Source organism: Aeromonas oralensis, assembly GCF_049665575.1.
Taxonomy (GTDB): domain Bacteria; phylum Pseudomonadota; class Gammaproteobacteria; order Enterobacterales; family Aeromonadaceae; genus Aeromonas; species Aeromonas hydrophila.
The window spans coordinates 207,059-224,259 of record NZ_CP187186.1 but is presented as its reverse complement, the minus strand read 5'-3'; the positions used below and the strand labels follow the sequence as shown (position 1 = coordinate 224,259).

Here is a 17,201-nt window from a genome sequence, read left to right as displayed (position 1 = left end):
TCATCGCGAAGGAGATCACTCCTCGCGACTGAAAAGCGCCTCGATGAAGTCGTTGGCGACGAACGGACGCAGATCGTCGATCCCCTCGCCCACCCCGATGTAGCGGATCGGGATCTGGAACTTGTCAGCTACCGCGAAGATGACGCCGCCCTTGGCGGTGCCGTCCAGCTTGGTGAGGGTGATGCCGGTCAGGCCCACCGCCTCGCTGAACAGCTTGGCCTGGCTCAGGGCGTTCTGACCGGTGCCGGCGTCCAGAGTCAACATGATCTCGTGGGGCGCCGCATCGTCCAGCTTCTTCATAACCCGCACCACCTTCTTGAGCTCTTCCATCAGGTTGCTCTTGTTCTGCAGGCGGCCGGCAGTGTCGGCGATCAATACGTCGGCGCCGCGGGAGCGGGCAGCCTCGATGGCGTCATAGATGACGGAGGCGGAGTCGGCGCCGGTGTGCTGGGCGATCACCGGAATGTTGTTGCGCTGGCCCCACACCTGCAGTTGCTCGACGGCGGCGGCACGGAAGGTATCGCCGGCGGCCAGCATCACGCTCTTGCCCTCAGCCTGGAACTGCTTGGCCAGCTTGCCGATGGTGGTGGTCTTGCCGACGCCGTTCACGCCCACCATCAGGATGACGTAGGGCTTCTTGCTGGTGTCGATCACCAGCGGCTGCTCGACCTTGGCCAACATCTCGCCCATGTCCTGCTTGAGCAGGCCGTAGAGCGCCTCGGCATCCTTGAGCTGCTTGCGATCCGCGTGCTGCACCAACCCTTCGATAATGCGGCTGGTAGTATCGACGCCGAGATCGGCTGTCAGCAGCTGAGTCTCCAGCTCCTCGAACAGCTCGTCGTCGATCTTCTTGCCACGGAACAGGCCGAAGAAACCGGAACCGATATTCTCCTTGGTGCGCACCAAACTGCGCTTGAGGCGGGCAAAGAAGCCCTCCCGCTGCGGCTTCTCCTGGGTGTCGTCGTCCACCTTGGCGGCCAGCGGCAGGGCGGCCAGGGCAGCGGCCTCAGCCTCCATCTCGGCGACCAGGCGCAGATCTTCCGCTCGCTGGGCCTCTTTGGCGAGACGGGCCTCCTCGGCAGCCTGCGCTTCGGCAGCAATTCGCGCCTCTTCTACAGCGCGGGCTTCGGCAGCAAGACGAGTTTCTTCTGCGGCACGGACCTCGGCAGCAAGACGAGCCTCTTCCGCAGCGCGGGCTTCAGCGGCAATACGAGCCTCTTCCGCGGCACGGGCTTCAGCAGCAAGACGAGCCTCTTTTGCGGCACGGGCCTCGGCAGCAACACGAGCTTCTTCTGCGGCGCGAGCTTCGGCGGTAATACGGGTCTCTTCTGCAGCGCGAGCCTCGGCAGCAATACGGGCCTCTTCTGCGGCAAGGGCTTCAGCAGCAATGCGAGCCTCTTCTGCGGCACGGGCCTCGGCGGCAATGCGAGCCTCTTCTGCGGCACGGGCCTCGGCGGCAATGCGAGCCTCTTCTGCGGCACGGGCCTCGGCGGCAATACGTGCTTCTTCTACGGCGCGGGCCTCGGCGGCAATACGCGCTTCTTCTACGGTGCGGGCCTCAGCAGCAAGACGAGCTTCTTCGGCTGCCTTGAGCTCGGCAGCAACACGGGCAGCCTCTTGAGCCTGCGCTTCGGCAGCGGCACGCTCCTCTTCGGCCAGCAGGGATTCATTGACGATCACCGGCTCCAGATCGGAGGCACACTCCTCCACCACCAGCGGACCATGGTCGTCCAGCTCAGCAGGTGGGCAGCAATCATCGTGCAAAACGGAATTCTGTGCGCTGGCGGGCACTTCAGCCGCCACGGCAGGCGTAGGATCGGAAACGGGAGCAGGGGCAGCAGCCACCTCGGGCTCAGCGGTAATCGGGGTGGCTTGCGGTGTCTGTGGTTGGACAGCCTCAGCCTCTTCTTTCTTGCGGCCGAAACCCAGCCAGGAAAACAAACCTTTTGCCATCTAAAAATACTCACATCAAAGGCTGACTGCTAAGATAGCCGTCCCTCGGCGGGTCGGCATAAAAATGAACCGCCTTATACTACCACTTTATTTTCTGACGACGAAACGCGATGCCCAGAGTGAAATCCAGCCGTAACGGCCCGAGCAAGAGCCCTGCCCCGCAGGGGAAATCGGGCTTTGTAAGAATCATCAGCGGCCAGTGGCGAGGCCGCAAACTGCCGGTCAGGGATGTGGAAGGACTCAGACCCACCACGGATCGCGTCAAGGAGACCATCTTCAACTGGCTGGCTCCGCATGTCCGTGGTACGCGCTGTCTGGATCTGTTTGCCGGCAGCGGTGGCCTGGGGCTGGAGGCGCTGTCGCGCTATGCCGAGCAGGTCACCCTGATCGAGATGGACAAGGGTGCCGCCGACCAGATCAAGAAGAACCTGACCACCCTCGGCAGCAGCCAAGGCCAGGTGATCCAGTCCGATGCCGTCAGCTGGCTGCAGGGGCCGGCCACGCCGTTCGATCTGGTGTTTCTCGATCCCCCCTTTCGCCGCGAGCTGCTGCCTCAGGTGTGCGAGCTGCTGGAGCAACGCGGCTGGCTGGCACCGGATGCCCTCATCTATCTGGAGCGGGAGAAGGAGATGGCCGATCTGCCGCTGCCGGCCAGCTGGCAACTACTCAAAGACAAACAGGCAGGCCAAGTCTGCTATCAACTCTATCTGCGGGAGGTAAACGATGAAGCGGGTGTTTAATCTGTTGGCGATGGGCCTCATCCTGTTCTTCTGGTTCGGCGTGCTGGTCAGCCTGATCGCCCCGCTGCCGGGCAAGCTCAACGGCTTTCTGCCGGTGTGCGGCGTGATCGTGGCCCTGATGCACTGGGTGCAGGCCAGCATGGTCAAGGCAGCCTGCAAGCCCTACTTCGCGGTGAGCCGACTCGAGTTCACCCAGGTGTTGGTGTTCGGGGTGTTCGGCATGGTGGAGATCCGCGCCAGGCTGCAGGCCATCGTCGATGCCAAACAGCGCGGCACAGACAACAAAGCCGGGTGATCCCGGCTCTGTCATGGTGGTTCTGGAAGGAGTGTTGGTCACTCCTTCTCTTTTTTCCCCACGCTGATGCCGAGCTTGATGGAGAGCACGGCCAGCAGCAGCAACATCATGATGAGCGAGAAGAAGTTGCTGCCAAGCTCGGGGTACTGCACCTTGACCAGCGCCGAGTGGCCGAACACGCCGATGAAGAAGCAGAGCAGCATGCAAACGGGTGTGTTGCCCTCCAGCGAGACATGACGATAGTGCTGGTAGAGCTGATAGGCAGCCAGCACCAGGGCGATCATCGGGAAGAAGGAGAAGGGCACCACCGACTCCGACAAGACCGTCAGGGAGGCATCACCACAGATGCCGATGAGCAGGGCCAGCAGCAGGGGTTTCTTCGGGATCGGGTTCTGATCATGCATGGAGCTGTCCATCCTTTGACTTAAGAGAGAGGTTCACGGCGCTTCTGGTTCTGGACCTCGGCGCCCATGGCGATCATGCGCAGCTGACGGATGGTGCGATCGGACAGGGCCCGGCACTCCTCGCTGGTCATATCGAGGGCATCGGCACCGGCGCTGAAGACGATGGTCACCATGGCTTCGGCCTGGATGTAGGCCTCTTCCCGCGGTGCCCCCGTGGTGGCCTCGAGGTAATCGGTCAGTTCGGCGATGAAGTGCTGGATCTCCCGCGCCACCGCCTGCCGGAATGCCGCCGAGGTGCCGGAGCGCTCGCGCAGCAGCAGCCGGAAGATGTTCGGGTTGTTCTCGACGAACTCCATGAAGGTCTGCACCGAGGTACTGATGACGCTGCCACCCCCGGCGATGCGCTGGCGCGCCTGGCGCATCAGCTGACGCAGGGTCAGACCGCCTTCATCCACCAGGGTCAATCCCAGCTCCTCCATGTCGCGAAAGTGACGATAGAAGGAGGTGGGCGCGATGCCGGCCTCCCGCGCCACTTCCCGCAGGCTGAGGTTGGAAAAACTGCGGTTGGCGCACAGTTGGCTGAACGCCGCCTCGATCAGAGTACGCCGGGTTTTTTCTTTTTGTTGCGCGCGAATACCCACGAAAACAGTCACCTTCAGGTTATCGAGGCCAAATGATAACCCGAAGGCTGCGCCAGGATCAGGTTTGTCTCCTACTTTTTTACCATTGACCCGAATTCTGGCTGCATGGAGAATGGCGCACAGCTGTTCGCTGAAAGGAACCGAGTGAGATGGAACGCCCCCCGATCATCATGACCAACACCTTGCTGTTTGCCCTCTCCGGGCTGACCGCACTGATCGCCGTGCCCTGGTACGGCATGACCCATGGCTATGACCTCTGGCAGTGGGGCAGCTTCCTGCTGCTGTTCTGCTATTGCGGCATCTCCATCACCGCCGGCTACCACCGGCTCTGGTCCCACAAGGCCTACAAGGCACACCCGATCCTGCAGTGGATCTTCGCCATCGGCGGCGCCCTCGCCCTGCAAAACTCGGCTCTGCACTGGTCTTCCGACCATCGCCGCCACCATCGCCACGTGGATGACAACCAGCAGGATCCCTACAGTGCGGGACGCGGTTTCTGGTACTCCCACATCGGCTGGATGCTGCGTGAATACCAGGGCGACACCTATCACGACTACAGCAATGTGCGGGATCTGCAGAACAACCCCATCGTCGTTTTTCAGCACAAGCACTATCTGGCGCTGACCCTGGCCACCAACATCGGCATCCCGCTGCTGCTGGGGCTCATCCACGGCGATCTGCTCGGTATGTTGCTGCTGGCCGGGGTGCTGCGCATGGTGATGACTCATCACACCACCTTCTTCATCAACTCGCTGGCCCACATCTGGGGCAGCCAGCCCTTCACCGACCGCAACAGCGCACGGGACAACGGCATCCTGGCCTTCTTCACCTTCGGCGAGGGTTACCACAACTTTCATCACCTGTTCGAGAACGACTATCGCAACGGCATCCACTGGTGGCAGTTCGATCCCACCAAGTGGCTGATCCGCAGTGCCTCCTGGTGCGGGCTGACCCGGGATCTGCGCGCCTGTCCGGAAGAGCGGATCGAACAGGCCAGGCTGGAGATGCAGCTGAAACGGGCCCAGGCCAAGCTGCGCAAGCAGGATGACAGGGAGCTCTGGCAGGCCCTGCTGCAGGAGGAATACGACAAGCTGAACCAGCAGTTGCAACACTACTACGCCAGCCGCAAACGCCTGCTGGAGCAGCGCAAGCGCAAGGCGCTGGCCCGCTACGACCAACTGAAGCTACAGCTGGAGTATCGCAACCTGCACGATGCCTTCATCGCCGCCAAACGCAACTGGAGCCGACTGCTGGCAGGCATCGCCTGACCCAGGACCATCGGGCTGAACAAAGAAAAAGACCGCCAGTCGGCGGTCTTTTTCTGGGCACGACTCAACCAGCGAGCCATAAAAAATGGGGTGACACTCGCATGTCACCCCCTCGCAAATAGCATGTTCCATATTGGAATCCGGTCCTGTCGGGTGCTGCTCCTGTTTCCTGAGTTTCCGCTACCCATCTGAAGCAGGTGCCTGCTGGAGCAATCCAGTCGGCCAGTTCCCTTCACGACCCTCTTCCGCACGGCGGCAAGCCACCGTGTTGTCCTTGCAGTTGAAATATTACGCAGATAAATAAAATAAAAAACCGTTTTATGCGCTCATGTATGCAAGCTGCAACCCTTCATGGAACTTCAGTCAGAAAACAATTCGATTAAAAACAATACGATAAACCAGCTCATCGCCATAGGATGGCAAACGTTATCCTCGAAGGCGCACAAGGCTTTGCGAGATCTCGCACACGCTCGGCCCGCTCACAACCAGCGCTGCAGCGGCAACCAGTCACTGACCCTGGCCAGCAGACGGCGCAGGGTGGAGGGCGGGGCCGCCACCGAGTGGGAAGAGCGTTGCTGCCAGGTCGCCAGCCACTGCTGCAACTCGGCACACAATGCGGGACAAGCCAGATGCAGCACCAGCTCGGTGTTGAGCAGCAGAGAGCGCGGATCCAGATTGAAGCTGCCGAGCAGCGCCTCCTCCTCCCCCACCAGGATCAGCTTGGCGTGCAGACTGAGCGACTCCCCCTCCAGTTCCGACAGCGCGATATCCTGCCTTATCAGCCAGGGACGGTGACGGCGATAGGCGCCGTACACCAGCGGCACATCCGTGCTGGCCAGGGAGTTGGTCAGGATGTCAATGTTCACCCCCGCCTGCCGCTGCTGCCTGAGCCGGCGGCGCAGCCCCCGGGTCAGGATGAGATAAGGGGTGACCAGACTCAGGGTGCCTTGGTTGTCGGCCAGCTTGCGCCAGAGCAGGCGTGCGGTGGTGGGTCGAGACACCAGCCCCTTGCCCGGTCGATCAAACCACACTTCTGCCTGTCCGCCATGCCAGCGCAGGGGGATGGGTTCGGGGTCGAACAGGCTGGCGGGCAGGTCATAGACGGCCGCCACCTGCGGCTCGTTCATCGTCAGCAGAAAGTCGTTCACCACCTGCACCTCGGCCCGTTGCAACGGGCGCCGCAGCAGACGGCGGATCGGGTGGCTCCAGCGGCTGCGCCAGAATTGATCGAAACCCTGCTCGGCCTGCTGGCAGAGCGAGCCGCGGCAGGCGAGATCCAGATCGACGAACTGGGGCGCCCCACCAAGCCCGAAGTAACGGTCCCCGATGTTGCGACCGCCGATCACCGCCTGGCTGCCATCCACCAGCAGCAGCTTGTTGTGCATGCGGTGATTGATGCGGCGAAAGCTGAGCAGCCCTTCCAGCAGCAGGGTCAGTGGCCGCCAGCCACGCAACCAGAAGGGATTGAACAGGCGCACCTCGATGCCCGGCTGGTGGGCCACCATCTCCAGGAAACGGTTGTCGCCGGCATAGAGGTCATCGATGAGCAGCTGCACCCGCACTCCGCGCCGGGCGGCATGCAGCAGCTCCGCCAGCAACAGCTTGCCGCTGCTGTCCTCCTCCCAGCTGTAGTACTGGGCCTGGATCCGGCTTCTGGCACCGCGGATCAGCTGGCAGCGCAGTTTGAGTGCCAGCTCGGGCTGGTCTATCAGGGCGAATTCAGCGGGGATCATGGCGTCATCCGCCTGTCATGAGGAAATGGCATAACGCTGGCTAAGGGCCTCGTAGCAACAGGATGAAGGAATTTACCATGGAACTCACGGATCGCCCCGCCACCAGTCACAGACCGCAGGCCAGTGAGCCGGATCCCTCGCCGAGCGGCCAGCTGGCCCCTTGGTATCTGCAGCATCGGGATCAGGCCTGGCAGCCCTTCGCCCCGTCCGCCCAACCACACTAGCAGGACGTCAGGGCTGGGCCACCGCCTCGATGGCGGCCGCCTTGCCCTCCAGCTGGGGCAGGCTGAAGCGGTAGGCCACATAGTACTTGTAGATGGTGCTGACATAGTTGATGGGCCCCTGGCCCACCTCGTTGGCCACCAGCTGCTCCACGTTGCCGAACCAGACATTGGGATCCAGGCCGGCGGCCTCGGCCTTGGCCCTGAGCGCCTGCACCCGGTTCGGGCCGGCATTGTAGGCCGCCAGCGCAAACAGGTGGCGGTTGAGCACATCCAGCTTGGGATCATTGAAATAGGTGTCGAGGATCAGCCGCATATAACGGCATGCCGCCTCCACATTGCCCTCTAGGCTGGCAAGCCGGGCGCCGCGAATGCCCACCTCGCCACCGGTGCTCGGCAACAGCTGCATAATCCCCACAGCCCCCCGTTCGGAACGGATATTGGCATTGAGCCCCGACTCCTTGTAGGCCAGCGCCGCCAGCATCAGCCAGTCCAGTCGGTGCTTGTCGGCCTGCTGCTCCAGCACCTTGCGGATGGTCGACAGCCTGCCCAGCGGATCCGGCGCCAGTATGTTGCTCATCTGGTCGTTGCGCGCCAGCAGACGCCGTAGAGCCATGTCGCTGTAAAGGGTACGCTTGCCGGCATCGGCCAGATAGTCGTTGACCGCCTTGAGCAGTTCGGGACTGTTGTTGCGCAGGGCCCAGGCACTGCGGCCATTGTCCCGCAGCGGGATCAACTTGTGGGCCCGCAGCCCGCTGATCATGCCGAGCCAGATCCGCCCCTTGAAGCTGTCGGTCACGGTGAGCGGTATGATGCCGGCCGCCACCATCTCCAGCAGATCCCCGTCCTGCAGATATTCAGGCACCGTCTCGATATAGATGGGCGGCAGCCCCAGCTCGCGAAACAGCCAGTTGAGCTGACGTAGGCTCTCGTAATAGCTGGAACTGGCCCGCACCCAGACTCGCCGGCCGGAGAGCTGGGTAATGCGGTTGAAGGTCGGCAGGCTGTGCTGGCTCACCACCCACTCTTCGATGGGGGCGATCACCGGGTTGGAGAAGGTCACCTGTTCGCGCCGGGTCGGCGTCACCGTCATGTTGGCGGCCACCAGATCCCCCCGCCCTTCGGTGAGATAGTCCAGCAGCTTGTCCTGGCGCACCGGGATGTAGATGATCTTGAGCTTGATCTTCTCCTTGGCCAGATAGGTCTGATTCAGCCAGCGCTCAAACCCCTGCAGCTGGTTGACCAGGATACCGTGCTGGGCTCCCTTGTCGAAGAAGAAGAAACCCCGCTCATAGACCACCAGGGCCCTGAGCTCTTTCTTTTGCAATATGCTGGCGAGATCCCCGGGCTGGGGCAGCCGTTGCGGCTTGAGATCCGCCGCCAGCAGCGGCAGTGCACACAGAGCGAGCAGGCCCCACAACCAGCGCATCCTCATGATGCAAGCGCCTGCGGTTGCTTCGCTGCGAGCGGGATCCCGTCAAACGGGTGGCGAACAAGGGTGGGGAAAATGGCGAAGAGCCAGCGCTGAACCATGATGAGATCGCCTTCTGTTGGCCGACTCGCGTCGGGCAAAACCGTCTGTGGGATAACTAACTATAGAACGCGGACCCACAGCAGAAGGGTCAACACGGCAGGCAAGCCTGCCGTGTCATCAGCAGGCTCAGATAGAGCGGGCACGCATCTCGAAGATGAGTTTTTCGGCGGTGCAGGTGAATTGCAGGCGGGCTTTCAGGATCACGCCGTTGGCGCCCTGACTCAGTTCGCTGCTGCTTTTGGCTTCGGCAGTGACCTGCTTGGCCAGCGCCTCGTAGGCGGCCAGCTTGGCACGAGCGTCGGCTTCTGCAGCGGCCTCGATCACCAGCTCCATCACATCATCACCCTCGCCGATGATGGTACCAATTTCGGCGAAACAGCCGCAGCTGTCACAGGTCTCGTTCAATTCCACTTTCTCTTCTACGGACATCATTCAACTCCCACTTATTTCGGCTGTGATTCATCGTCACGCAAGGCTTTACGAAAATCCCTGATGGCGGTGCCCAGATCTTCCCCGGCGCCAGCCAGGCGTTTGCTGCCAAACACCACGACCACGACGACGAGCAGGATCAACAAATGCCAGATATGAATTCCACCGAGTCCCATAGGGATACTCCTGACTGATAGATACCGATTGTTTGTATCAAAAGAAGGCGCAAAGATTGTTGGGCAAAATCAAGACAGGCGCAAGTTTGCAAATAAATCACCAAAAAATACGGCGACCCTGGGTCGCCGTATTGCTTGATGCTACTTGTCCCCTCAACCACTACATCCTGTACCAGCCGCCATTGAAGGCGAGAGACGTTTCGAGCATAAGTTCGCCTAGATATGAAAACAAATGGTATAAATTCATCTAAGAATTGAAGAGGATTCATATCATGTTGCTGGAACAGCTGGGGCGCATCGACCTCAATCTATTGATTATCCTGCAAGTATTGCTGGAAGAGCGGAACGGCAGCCGGGCGGCCCGTCGGCTGCACCTGAGCCAGTCTGCTGTCAGCAAGGCGCTCGGCCGGCTGCGGGAAACCTTTGACGACCCCCTGTTCGTGCGCTCGGCCTACGGGCTGGAACCCACCGCCCGCGCTCTCAGCCTGCAGCAGCAACTGCAGCCCATCCTGCTGTCGCTCGACAACCTGATCCAGCCGCCGGATTTTGACCCGACCACCACCGAGCGGGAGTTCGTCATAGCCAGCATGGACAGCGCCTTCACCCTGTTTGCCCCGCTCTACCTGAGCGAGCTGAAACGGCAGGCCACCGGCATCCGGCTGCGCTACGAGGAGTGGACCGAGAACAGCCTGACCGAGATGAGCCAGGGCCAGGTGGACATCGCCTTCACGGTGCGGGAGAACTGCATCAACTCGGACTTTCGGCTCGACACCCTGCCCAACGCCATCTGCCAGCGGCTGCTCGCCATCGACGATCTGACCTGTCTGGTGCAGCACGACCACCCTGCCCTGCACGAACCCGAGTGGGATCTCACCCGCTACCTGGCCTATCCCCACGTGCAGACCTATTGCGAGGGGCGCGATCGCTGGATGCTGGATCACAAGCTGGCGGAGCAGGATCTCTATCGCCGCATCGAGGCGACCGTGCCCTCCTTCGAGGCGGCGCTGCGGATGGGCATGCATTCGGACATGATAGTGACCCTCTCCCGGCTCTACGCCCGCCACGCCACCCAGGTCTATCCGCTGGTGCCGCTGCCGCTGCCCATCGCCCTCGACAGCATCTCCCACCTGCTGATCTGGCATCAGCGTCACGAGGAGGATCCGGGCCACCGCTGGCTGCGGGAAACCCTGCTGACCCTCATCATGGGCAAGCTGGAGCCAACAGCGGCCGGACCAGCCTGATTGTCGGCACAGGGCCGCAAGACCCTGCCGGTCACCACGCAGGATCACAGGCAAAAAAACGGGGCTCGTCGAGCCCGTGTCTTTTCTGTTGCCATGCCGGCCGGTCAGTTCTGGCCGGTCACCGCCAGGTAGTGATGCACCCCGTCGAGCAGCATCTGCACCGAGATCATCACCAGCAGCATGCCCATCAGCCGCTCCACCGCGGTGAGTCCTCGCTCACCCAGCAGCTTGTTGAATACCTCATAGAACATCAGGATCACCGCGCTGGCACCCCAGGCCATCAGCAGCGCCAGCGACCAGTCCGCCATCCGGGTCGGCTCCTGGTTGGCCAGCAGCAGCAAGGACGCCAGGATCGAGGGACCGGCAATCATGGGGATGGCCATGGGCACCAGGAAGGGCTCTTCACCCGCTGCCAGCCCGGTTACCCCGCCTTCACTCGGGAAGATCATCTTGATGGCGATAAGGAACAGGATGATGCCGCCGGCGATGCTGACCGCCTCCTGCCGCAGGTTGAGGAAATTGAGGATCTGCTGGCCGACGAACAGGAAGGCCATCATGATCACCAGTGAAAACAGCAGCTCCCGCATCATCACCTTGCGGCGTCGCTTGGGATCGATATGACGCAGGATCGACAGGAAGACCGGCAGGTTGCCCAGCGGATCCATGATCAGAAACAACATGACGGCAGCGGAGAAAGTGTCCATACAACGCCCAGGCTAAGCCTTCAACAAAAGGAGGGGGAAAGAGGGCGAAATATAACAAAGGCGGCGGGATTCGGCGAGCGCGGCGGGCGCTCGCCGGCGGGGATCATCCGTGGTTGCAGATCTTGTCGGCATGAGTCTGGAAACCCTGCTCCGATTCGATGAACTTGCCGCGCTTGGCCAGGAAGTCGATCAGGGCTTCGGCATCCATCTCGCTGGCGCTGCAGGTATGGAAACGGGCATCGGCACCGAAGCGCTCGTCAATGGCCTGCTTGAGGCTGGCCCGGGTAAACTGGCCGCCTTGCGCCAGCATCATCTCCATCACTTCGTGACCGTGTACCGATTGAGTCATTGCAAACCTCTTGAATAGACATGTCTGATGCCTATTAAATCCTGACCCACCGCCGACGACCTTGATATAGGCCAACAAATTGCCGATTTCCCTGCGTCCGTACTGGTGATGGCCGCAGCTTTGTCGATAATGTGGCAACCTGAGCAGGGGATGGCTACACTAACGCCCCTTTTTGCCACCGCAGACCGAATATAAGGACATTGGCGTCATGCTGTTCCATGGACTGGCTTTCAAGCCCTGGCGGATCTGGACCCGCCGCCCGCTCTGGTTGAAGACCCTGCTCGGCATGCTGACGGGGATCGGGCTCGGCGCCGGTTTCAGCGAGCAGGCGTTGCTGCTCAAGCCCATCGGCGTGCTGTTCGTCAACACCATCCAGATGCTGATGGTGCCCCTCATCTTCTGCTCGGTCATCGCCGGCCTCACCTCGCTGCTCAAGGGCAAGACCCTCGATCGGATCGCCGGCAAGGCCATCGGCCTCTACCTCTGCTCCACCGCCGTCGCCATCTGCATCGGCCTGATGATGGGCTGGCTGCTGGAGCCCGGCATGGGCGCCAACATGGGGCCCTATGAGCGGGTCGGCATGGCGGAATCCCCCACCCTGGCCAGCGTGCTAAGCCACTTGGTGCCGCGCAACCCGGTGCAGGCCATGGTGGATGGCAAGATCCTGCAGGTGATCGTGTTCGCAGTGGCCCTCGCCCTCGCCCTCAACGCCACCGGTCGGCGCGGTCGCCCCGCCATCCTGTTCTTCACCTCGCTGGCGGAGGGGATGTTCAAGCTGACCCAGATGGTGATGGCACTGGCCCCTTACGGCGTCTGCGCCCTGATGGCCTGGATGACCGGCAAGTACGGCATGAGCCTGCTGCTGCCGCTGCTCAAGGTGATCGGCGCCGTCTACCTCGGCTGCCTGCTGCACGTGCTCGGCGTCTACAGCAGCCTGCTGATCCTGCTGGCCCGCCTCAATCCGCTGCACTACTTCAAGAGCATCGTCGATGCCCAGGCGGTGGCCTTCACCAGCAGTTCCAGCAACAGCACCCTGCCCATCAGCCTGGCCTGCGCCGAGCGCCGGCTCGGGGTCTCTCCCGCCATCACCGCCAAGGTGCTGCCCATCGGCGCTACCATCAACATGGATGGCACCGCGCTCTATCAAGGGGTTACCGCCCTGTTCGTGGCCCAGGCCTTCGGGGTGGATCTGCACATGGTGGATTACCTGACCATCATCAGCATCGCGACCCTGGCCAGCATCGGCACGGCGGGCACGCCAGGCACCGGCCTGATGCTGTTGACGCTGACGCTGACTGCTGTGGGACTGCCGCTGGAAGGGGTGGCACTGATCGCCGGGATCGACCGGATCCTCGACATGGCGCGCACCACGGTCAACGTCTCCGGCGATATTCTGGTATCCGTGTTGATTGCCCGCAGCGAGCGGGAGCTGGATCTAGCGACCTATCACGACGCCAGCGCGGGCGAGGACATCGACTTCACCCTGCGCTGAGGCAGGGCGAGCGATTAATTTTCGTGGGGATCGTGGTGGCAGCGCCAGCAGACATCGAAGTTGGCGCCGTTCTCCTCCCCGCATTGACCACACAGCCAGCCGTTACCCTGGCGCTGCTGATAGCGCTCGATGACCCGCCCTGCCTTGCTGCGATCCTGTTCACGCACCATCAGGGTCACCTGCAGCAGGTCCACCGGCAGTTCGCCCAGGGCGCCTGACAGCGCCTCGCCATTGAGCCGCACCGGCACTCCCTCCACTTCCAGCGCCCCTTTCAGGGCATGGGCCTCCAGCGAATGGGAAGCCCGATACAGATTGATCCAGTGATCCATGTCTTCCCCCTTAAGATCCAACAACGATGCCGTGACCACGGCACCGCCTCTGACCGGCTACAGCAGGGTATCGATGCCGTAGTCGGCCCCCTTGGCCACGATGAAGTCGATGAACACCCGCAATTTTCGCGGCATCAGCCGCCGCTCCGGAAACAGCAGGTAAATCGGCACCCTGGGCTGCTGCCACTCGGGCAACACGGACACCAGAGTCCCACTCGCCAGCTCCTCGTGGCAGAGCATGGCGGGCAGGGAAGCGAGCCCCAGCCCAGTCTTCGCCGCCTCTCTGGCACAGGTTATATTATTAACCCGAAAGCGGGAGGGAGGGTCAACCAGCACCTCTCTGTCATCCCGCTCGAAGCACCAGTGCGACGCCAGAAAGCCGCTGGTCACCGCCACCCGCTCATGATGCACCAGATCCTCGGGATGGGTGATGGCGGGGCTGCGCGCCAGGTACGCCGGGCTGGCACAGATCAGGCGGGCGTTGCTCCACAGCCGCCGCGCCGCCAGGTTCGAATCGCTCATGTCGCCGATCCGCACGATCGCATCCAGCCCCTCGTTGATGGGATCCACGATGCGATTGGTCAGCTCCAGCTCCACCTGCAGGCCGGGATAGGCCTGCAGAAACTCCGCCACCAGCCTGCCCACCACCAGCTGTCCAGCCTCGATTGGCACCGCCAACTTGAGGGTGCCGGTCACCTCCTGCTGGCTGGCGCTCACCATCAGCTCGGCCTGAGCCAGCTCGTCCACCGCCTTGCTGCAGCGCAGATAGTACTGCTCGCCGGCCTCGGTGAGGGTGAGCTGACGGGTCGAACGGTAGAGCAGCCGCACCCCGAGGCGCTGCTCCAGCTCGGCGATTCGCCGGCTCACCGTCGCCTTGGTCATGCCCAGCTCCTGGGCGGCCGCCGTGAAGGAACCCTTGTCGACGATCCGCACTAGAATCAATGCAGCGTTCAGATCCATTGTTGCACCAGTGAAACTGTATATCTCATAAATGGATACTAATCGAAACAGTTGGCCAGTGTTAGCCTGCCTTTCTTAAGTTCAGGAATCCCCCACATGAGTCAACACAAGAAGATCCCCCTGCTGGCAGCCATGATCCTGGCCCTGCTCGGCCTGCTGTTTGCCGGTTACTGGTATCTGCACGGCCGCTACTTCGAGAGCACCGACAACGCCTACCTGCAGAGCGAGGTGACCAGCATCGGTTCCAAGCTGTCCGGCTACATCAGCGAAGTGCTGGTAACCGACAACCAGCCGGTGAAGGCCGGCCAGCTTATCGCCCGCCTCGACGACCGGGAGTACAAGACCAAGGTGGCCGAGGCCGAAGCCGACCTGCGCCTCAATCAGGCGACGGCGGAAAATCTCGCCGCTACCCGCACCCAGCAGCTGAGCCTCATTCGCCAGGCCGAAGCCAAGGTCAGCTCGGCCAATGCCGAACAGGTGCGGGCCCAGCAACAGGTACGCCGCGTCAGCCAGCTCAACCAGCGGCACTACAGCTCCCAGGACAGCCTGGACGAAGTACGGGCCGGTCTGCAGGTCAATCAGGCCCAGGAGCAGGAGGCCAAAGCGGCTCTGCAGGCCGCCCGCGAGCGGCTGCTGGTGCTGGATGCCGAGGCCAAGCAGAACCAGGCCAAGCTGGCATTGAGCGCCGCCCAGCTGGAGCAGGCCAAGCTGGAGCTGGCCTATACCGAGCTGCGCGCACCGGCCGACGGCATCATCGGCAAGCGCAGTCTGCGGGCGGGGCTCTACGTCCAGTCCGGCATGCAGGTGGCCAGCCTGGTGCCGCTGCAGCAGGTGTGGGTCGAGGCCAACTTCAAGGAGACCCAGCTGCTCCACATGCAGCCCGGCCAGAAGGTGGAGGTGATCCTGGATGCCTATCCGGATCAGCCGGTCGAGGGGATCATCGACAGCCTGGCCCCCGCCACCGGCGCCAAGTTCGCCCTGCTGCCGCCGGAGAACGCCACCGGCAACTTCACCAAGATCGTGCAACGGGTGCCGGTCAAGATCCGCATCCCGGAGCCGGGGCCGCTGGCGGGCAAGCTGTTGCCGGGCCTCTCCACCGAGGTGATCGTCGACACCCGCAGCCCTGATCCCGTTGTTGCGGCCCACTGATGGAACCCATCCCGCGTCGCAACTGGATCGCGGTCATGGGGGGCCTCATCGGCGCCTTCATGGCCATCCTCGACATCCAGATCACCAACGCCTCCCTGAAGGACATTCAGGGAGCCCTGTCGGCCACCTTGAGCGAAAGCTCCTGGATCTCCACCTCCTATCTGGTGGCGGAGATGATCGCCATCCCGCTGAGCGGCTGGCTGAGCCGGGGGCTGAGCGTGCGGCGCTACCTGCTGTGGACCACCGGCGCCTTCATCATCGCCTCCGTGCTCTGCTCATTCAGCTGGAACCTCACCAGCATGATCGTCTTTCGGGCGCTGCAGGGCTTCACCGGCGGGGCGCTGATCCCGATGGCCTTCTCCCTCATCGTCAGCCTGCTGCCGCTGCACAAGCGGGCCACCGGCATGGCGTTGTTCGGCCTGTGCGCCACCTTCGCCCCCGCCATCGGGCCGACCCTGGGCGGCTGGCTGACCGAGCAGATGTCCTGGCACTACATCTTCTACATGAACGTACCGCCGGGACTGCTGGTGATGGCCATGCTGGCCCATGGGCTCGACAAGAAGCCGGTGGACTGGGAGGTGATCAAGCGGGTGGACCTCATCGGCATCGTCACCATGGCGGTGGGACTGGGCCTGTTGGAAGTGGTGCTGGAAGAGGGCAACCGGGAGGACTGGTTCGGTTCCAGCTTCATCGTGCGGCTCACCGTCATCTCGGTGGTGGCGCTGGTGTTTTTCGTCATCAGCCAGCTGCTGCGGCGCCACCCGCTGGTCAACCTGCGGCTGCTGCACAACCCGCGCTTCGCGCTGGCCTGCTTCGCCTATCTGGTGCTCGGCATGGCGCTGATGGGTTCCATCTATGTGCTGCCGCTCTACATGACCCAGATTCACAACTACAACGCGCTGGAAATCGGTGAGGTGCTGATGTGGATGGGGCTGCCGCAGTTGCTGGTACTGCCGCTGGTGCCCAGACTGACCCACAAGATAGATCCGCGCTATCTGGTGAGCTTTGGTTTTCTGGTGTTCGCCGTCAGCTGCTTCATGAACATGAACATGAGTGCGGATTACGCAGGGCCCCAGCTGATCCAGTCGCTCATCGTGCGGGCACTGGGCCAGCCCTTCATCATGGTGCCGCTCTCTCTGGTGGCGACCGCCAGCCTGACCCACGACGAGATCCCCTCCTCCTCGACCTTGCTCAACGTACTGCGCAACCTGGGCGGCGCCTTCGGCATCGCCATCATCGCCACCCTGATCGACAACGACACCCGCATCCACGTCAGCCAGATCAGCAGCACCCTGGCCGCCAGCAGCATAGAGGGACAGAGCTACCTGCTGCAGCTGGCCCAGACCATGATGGCGCAGGGCTCCGGCCCCGAGCTGGCCCACCAGCAAGCCCAGGCCATGCTGTCGAACACCATCAGCCGGGAGGCGGCCATCATGGCCTACAACCAGGTGTTCTTCGTGATGGGCATCTTCCTGCTGCTCGCCAGCGGCCTGATGCTGCTGCTCAAGCAGCCCACACCCAGGGCAGCGGATGCCGAACCGCTCGAGGCGTGAAAAACGATGGGCATGAAATAGCAAAACGGG

The 17,201-nt window shown here is 62.4% G+C and carries 19 protein-coding genes; 8 read left to right on the top strand and 11 right to left on the bottom strand.

Going from position 1 to position 17,201, the window contains the following annotated elements:
- Positions 1-15: 15 nt before the first annotated feature.
- On the bottom strand, positions 16-1,953 hold the full coding sequence (gene ftsY, locus ACPDZI_RS01165; RefSeq protein ID WP_438833864.1) for a signal recognition particle-docking protein FtsY: 1,938 nt from the start codon (positions 1,951-1,953) through the stop codon (positions 16-18).
- 110 nt (positions 1,954-2,063) lie between these two features.
- Here ftsY and rsmD point away from each other — a divergent pair, with 110 nt between their 5' ends.
- Both rsmD and ACPDZI_RS01155 read left to right on the top strand, forming a co-directional pair.
- Positions 2,064-2,693 (top strand): 16S rRNA (guanine(966)-N(2))-methyltransferase RsmD, encoded by a 630-nt coding sequence (rsmD, locus tag ACPDZI_RS01160; protein ID WP_016349138.1) that lies wholly within the window; start codon positions 2,064-2,066, stop codon positions 2,691-2,693.
- The gene (locus tag ACPDZI_RS01155; protein ID WP_016349137.1) at positions 2,677-2,988 is read left to right on the top strand and encodes a DUF1145 domain-containing protein; all 312 of its coding nucleotides are present in this window, start codon (positions 2,677-2,679) and stop codon (positions 2,986-2,988) included. Before rsmD ends, ACPDZI_RS01155 begins: the two co-directional genes overlap by 17 nt.
- A gap of 38 nt (positions 2,989-3,026) precedes the next feature.
- Here the strand turns inward: ACPDZI_RS01155 and ACPDZI_RS01150 are convergent, their stop codons facing one another.
- Entirely contained in the window at positions 3,027-3,392 is a 366-nt protein-coding gene (locus ACPDZI_RS01150; protein ID WP_113995426.1) for a YijD family membrane protein, read from the bottom strand.
- 20 nt (positions 3,393-3,412) lie between these two features.
- Positions 3,413-4,033 (bottom strand): HTH-type transcriptional repressor FabR, encoded by a 621-nt coding sequence (fabR, locus tag ACPDZI_RS01145; protein WP_005308043.1) that lies wholly within the window; start codon positions 4,031-4,033, stop codon positions 3,413-3,415.
- A 149-nt stretch (positions 4,034-4,182) separates the two neighbouring features.
- On the opposite strand from fabR, the gene ACPDZI_RS01140 reads away from it, so the two are divergent.
- The gene (locus ACPDZI_RS01140; RefSeq protein WP_039212848.1) at positions 4,183-5,301 is read left to right on the top strand and encodes a fatty acid desaturase; all 1,119 of its coding nucleotides are present in this window, start codon (positions 4,183-4,185) and stop codon (positions 5,299-5,301) included.
- Between the two features lie 479 nt (positions 5,302-5,780).
- On the opposite strand, the gene ACPDZI_RS01135 is transcribed toward ACPDZI_RS01140, so the two are convergent.
- Entirely contained in the window at positions 5,781-7,034 is a 1,254-nt protein-coding gene (locus tag ACPDZI_RS01135) for a phospholipase D family protein (RefSeq protein WP_438833863.1), read from the bottom strand.
- Between the two features lie 77 nt (positions 7,035-7,111).
- Here ACPDZI_RS01135 and ACPDZI_RS01130 point away from each other — a divergent pair, with 77 nt between their 5' ends.
- Complete coding sequence (locus ACPDZI_RS01130; protein WP_438833862.1) at positions 7,112-7,258, top strand: hypothetical protein; 147 nt, start codon at positions 7,112-7,114, stop codon at positions 7,256-7,258.
- Positions 7,259-7,265: 7 nt separating this feature from the next.
- Here the strand turns inward: ACPDZI_RS01130 and ACPDZI_RS01125 are convergent, their stop codons facing one another.
- The 3 genes from ACPDZI_RS01125 to tatA all read right to left on the bottom strand — a co-directional run bounded on the left by ACPDZI_RS01125 (position 7,266) and on the right by tatA (position 9,394).
- Positions 7,266-8,690 carry a transglycosylase SLT domain-containing protein gene (locus ACPDZI_RS01125; RefSeq protein ID WP_438833861.1) on the bottom strand — a complete coding sequence of 475 codons (1,425 nt, stop codon included), beginning with the start codon at positions 8,688-8,690 and terminating at the stop codon, positions 7,266-7,268.
- A gap of 225 nt (positions 8,691-8,915) precedes the next feature.
- Positions 8,916-9,218 carry a DUF406 family protein gene (locus ACPDZI_RS01120; protein WP_017408789.1) on the bottom strand — a complete coding sequence of 101 codons (303 nt, stop codon included), beginning with the start codon at positions 9,216-9,218 and terminating at the stop codon, positions 8,916-8,918.
- 14 nt (positions 9,219-9,232) lie between these two features.
- Positions 9,233-9,394: a twin-arginine translocase TatA/TatE family subunit gene (tatA, locus tag ACPDZI_RS01115; RefSeq protein WP_005308036.1), complete on the bottom strand. Its 162-nt coding sequence runs from the start codon at positions 9,392-9,394 to the stop codon at positions 9,233-9,235.
- 272 nt (positions 9,395-9,666) lie between these two features.
- Between tatA and ACPDZI_RS01110 the strand changes: the two genes are divergently transcribed.
- The gene (locus ACPDZI_RS01110; RefSeq protein WP_438833860.1) at positions 9,667-10,635 is read left to right on the top strand and encodes a LysR substrate-binding domain-containing protein; all 969 of its coding nucleotides are present in this window, start codon (positions 9,667-9,669) and stop codon (positions 10,633-10,635) included.
- Positions 10,636-10,739: 104 nt separating this feature from the next.
- Here ACPDZI_RS01110 and ACPDZI_RS01105 read toward each other — a convergent pair whose 3' ends face one another.
- Both ACPDZI_RS01105 and ACPDZI_RS01100 read right to left on the bottom strand, forming a co-directional pair.
- Entirely contained in the window at positions 10,740-11,339 is a 600-nt protein-coding gene (locus ACPDZI_RS01105) for a YhgN family NAAT transporter (protein ID WP_010635400.1), read from the bottom strand.
- Positions 11,340-11,442: 103 nt separating this feature from the next.
- On the bottom strand, positions 11,443-11,688 hold the full coding sequence (locus ACPDZI_RS01100; protein ID WP_024946227.1) for a YecH family metal-binding protein: 246 nt from the start codon (positions 11,686-11,688) through the stop codon (positions 11,443-11,445).
- A gap of 208 nt (positions 11,689-11,896) precedes the next feature.
- On the opposite strand from ACPDZI_RS01100, the gene ACPDZI_RS01095 reads away from it, so the two are divergent.
- Positions 11,897-13,180: a dicarboxylate/amino acid:cation symporter gene (locus ACPDZI_RS01095; RefSeq protein ID WP_026080178.1), complete on the top strand. Its 1,284-nt coding sequence runs from the start codon at positions 11,897-11,899 to the stop codon at positions 13,178-13,180.
- A 14-nt stretch (positions 13,181-13,194) separates the two neighbouring features.
- Here ACPDZI_RS01095 and ACPDZI_RS01090 read toward each other — a convergent pair whose 3' ends face one another.
- Positions 13,195-13,509 carry a putative signal transducing protein gene (locus tag ACPDZI_RS01090; protein ID WP_011704337.1) on the bottom strand — a complete coding sequence of 105 codons (315 nt, stop codon included), beginning with the start codon at positions 13,507-13,509 and terminating at the stop codon, positions 13,195-13,197.
- 57 nt (positions 13,510-13,566) lie between these two features.
- Complete coding sequence (locus tag ACPDZI_RS01085; RefSeq protein WP_076361708.1) at positions 13,567-14,469, bottom strand: LysR family transcriptional regulator; 903 nt, start codon at positions 14,467-14,469, stop codon at positions 13,567-13,569.
- Positions 14,470-14,565: 96 nt separating this feature from the next.
- Here ACPDZI_RS01085 and ACPDZI_RS01080 point away from each other — a divergent pair, with 96 nt between their 5' ends.
- Entirely contained in the window at positions 14,566-15,618 is a 1,053-nt protein-coding gene (locus ACPDZI_RS01080) for an HlyD family secretion protein (protein ID WP_194760205.1), read from the top strand.
- On the top strand, positions 15,618-17,171 hold the full coding sequence (locus ACPDZI_RS01075) for a DHA2 family efflux MFS transporter permease subunit (RefSeq protein WP_076361709.1): 1,554 nt from the start codon (positions 15,618-15,620) through the stop codon (positions 17,169-17,171). Before ACPDZI_RS01080 ends, ACPDZI_RS01075 begins: the two co-directional genes overlap by 1 nt.
- Positions 17,172-17,201 lie beyond the last annotated feature (30 nt).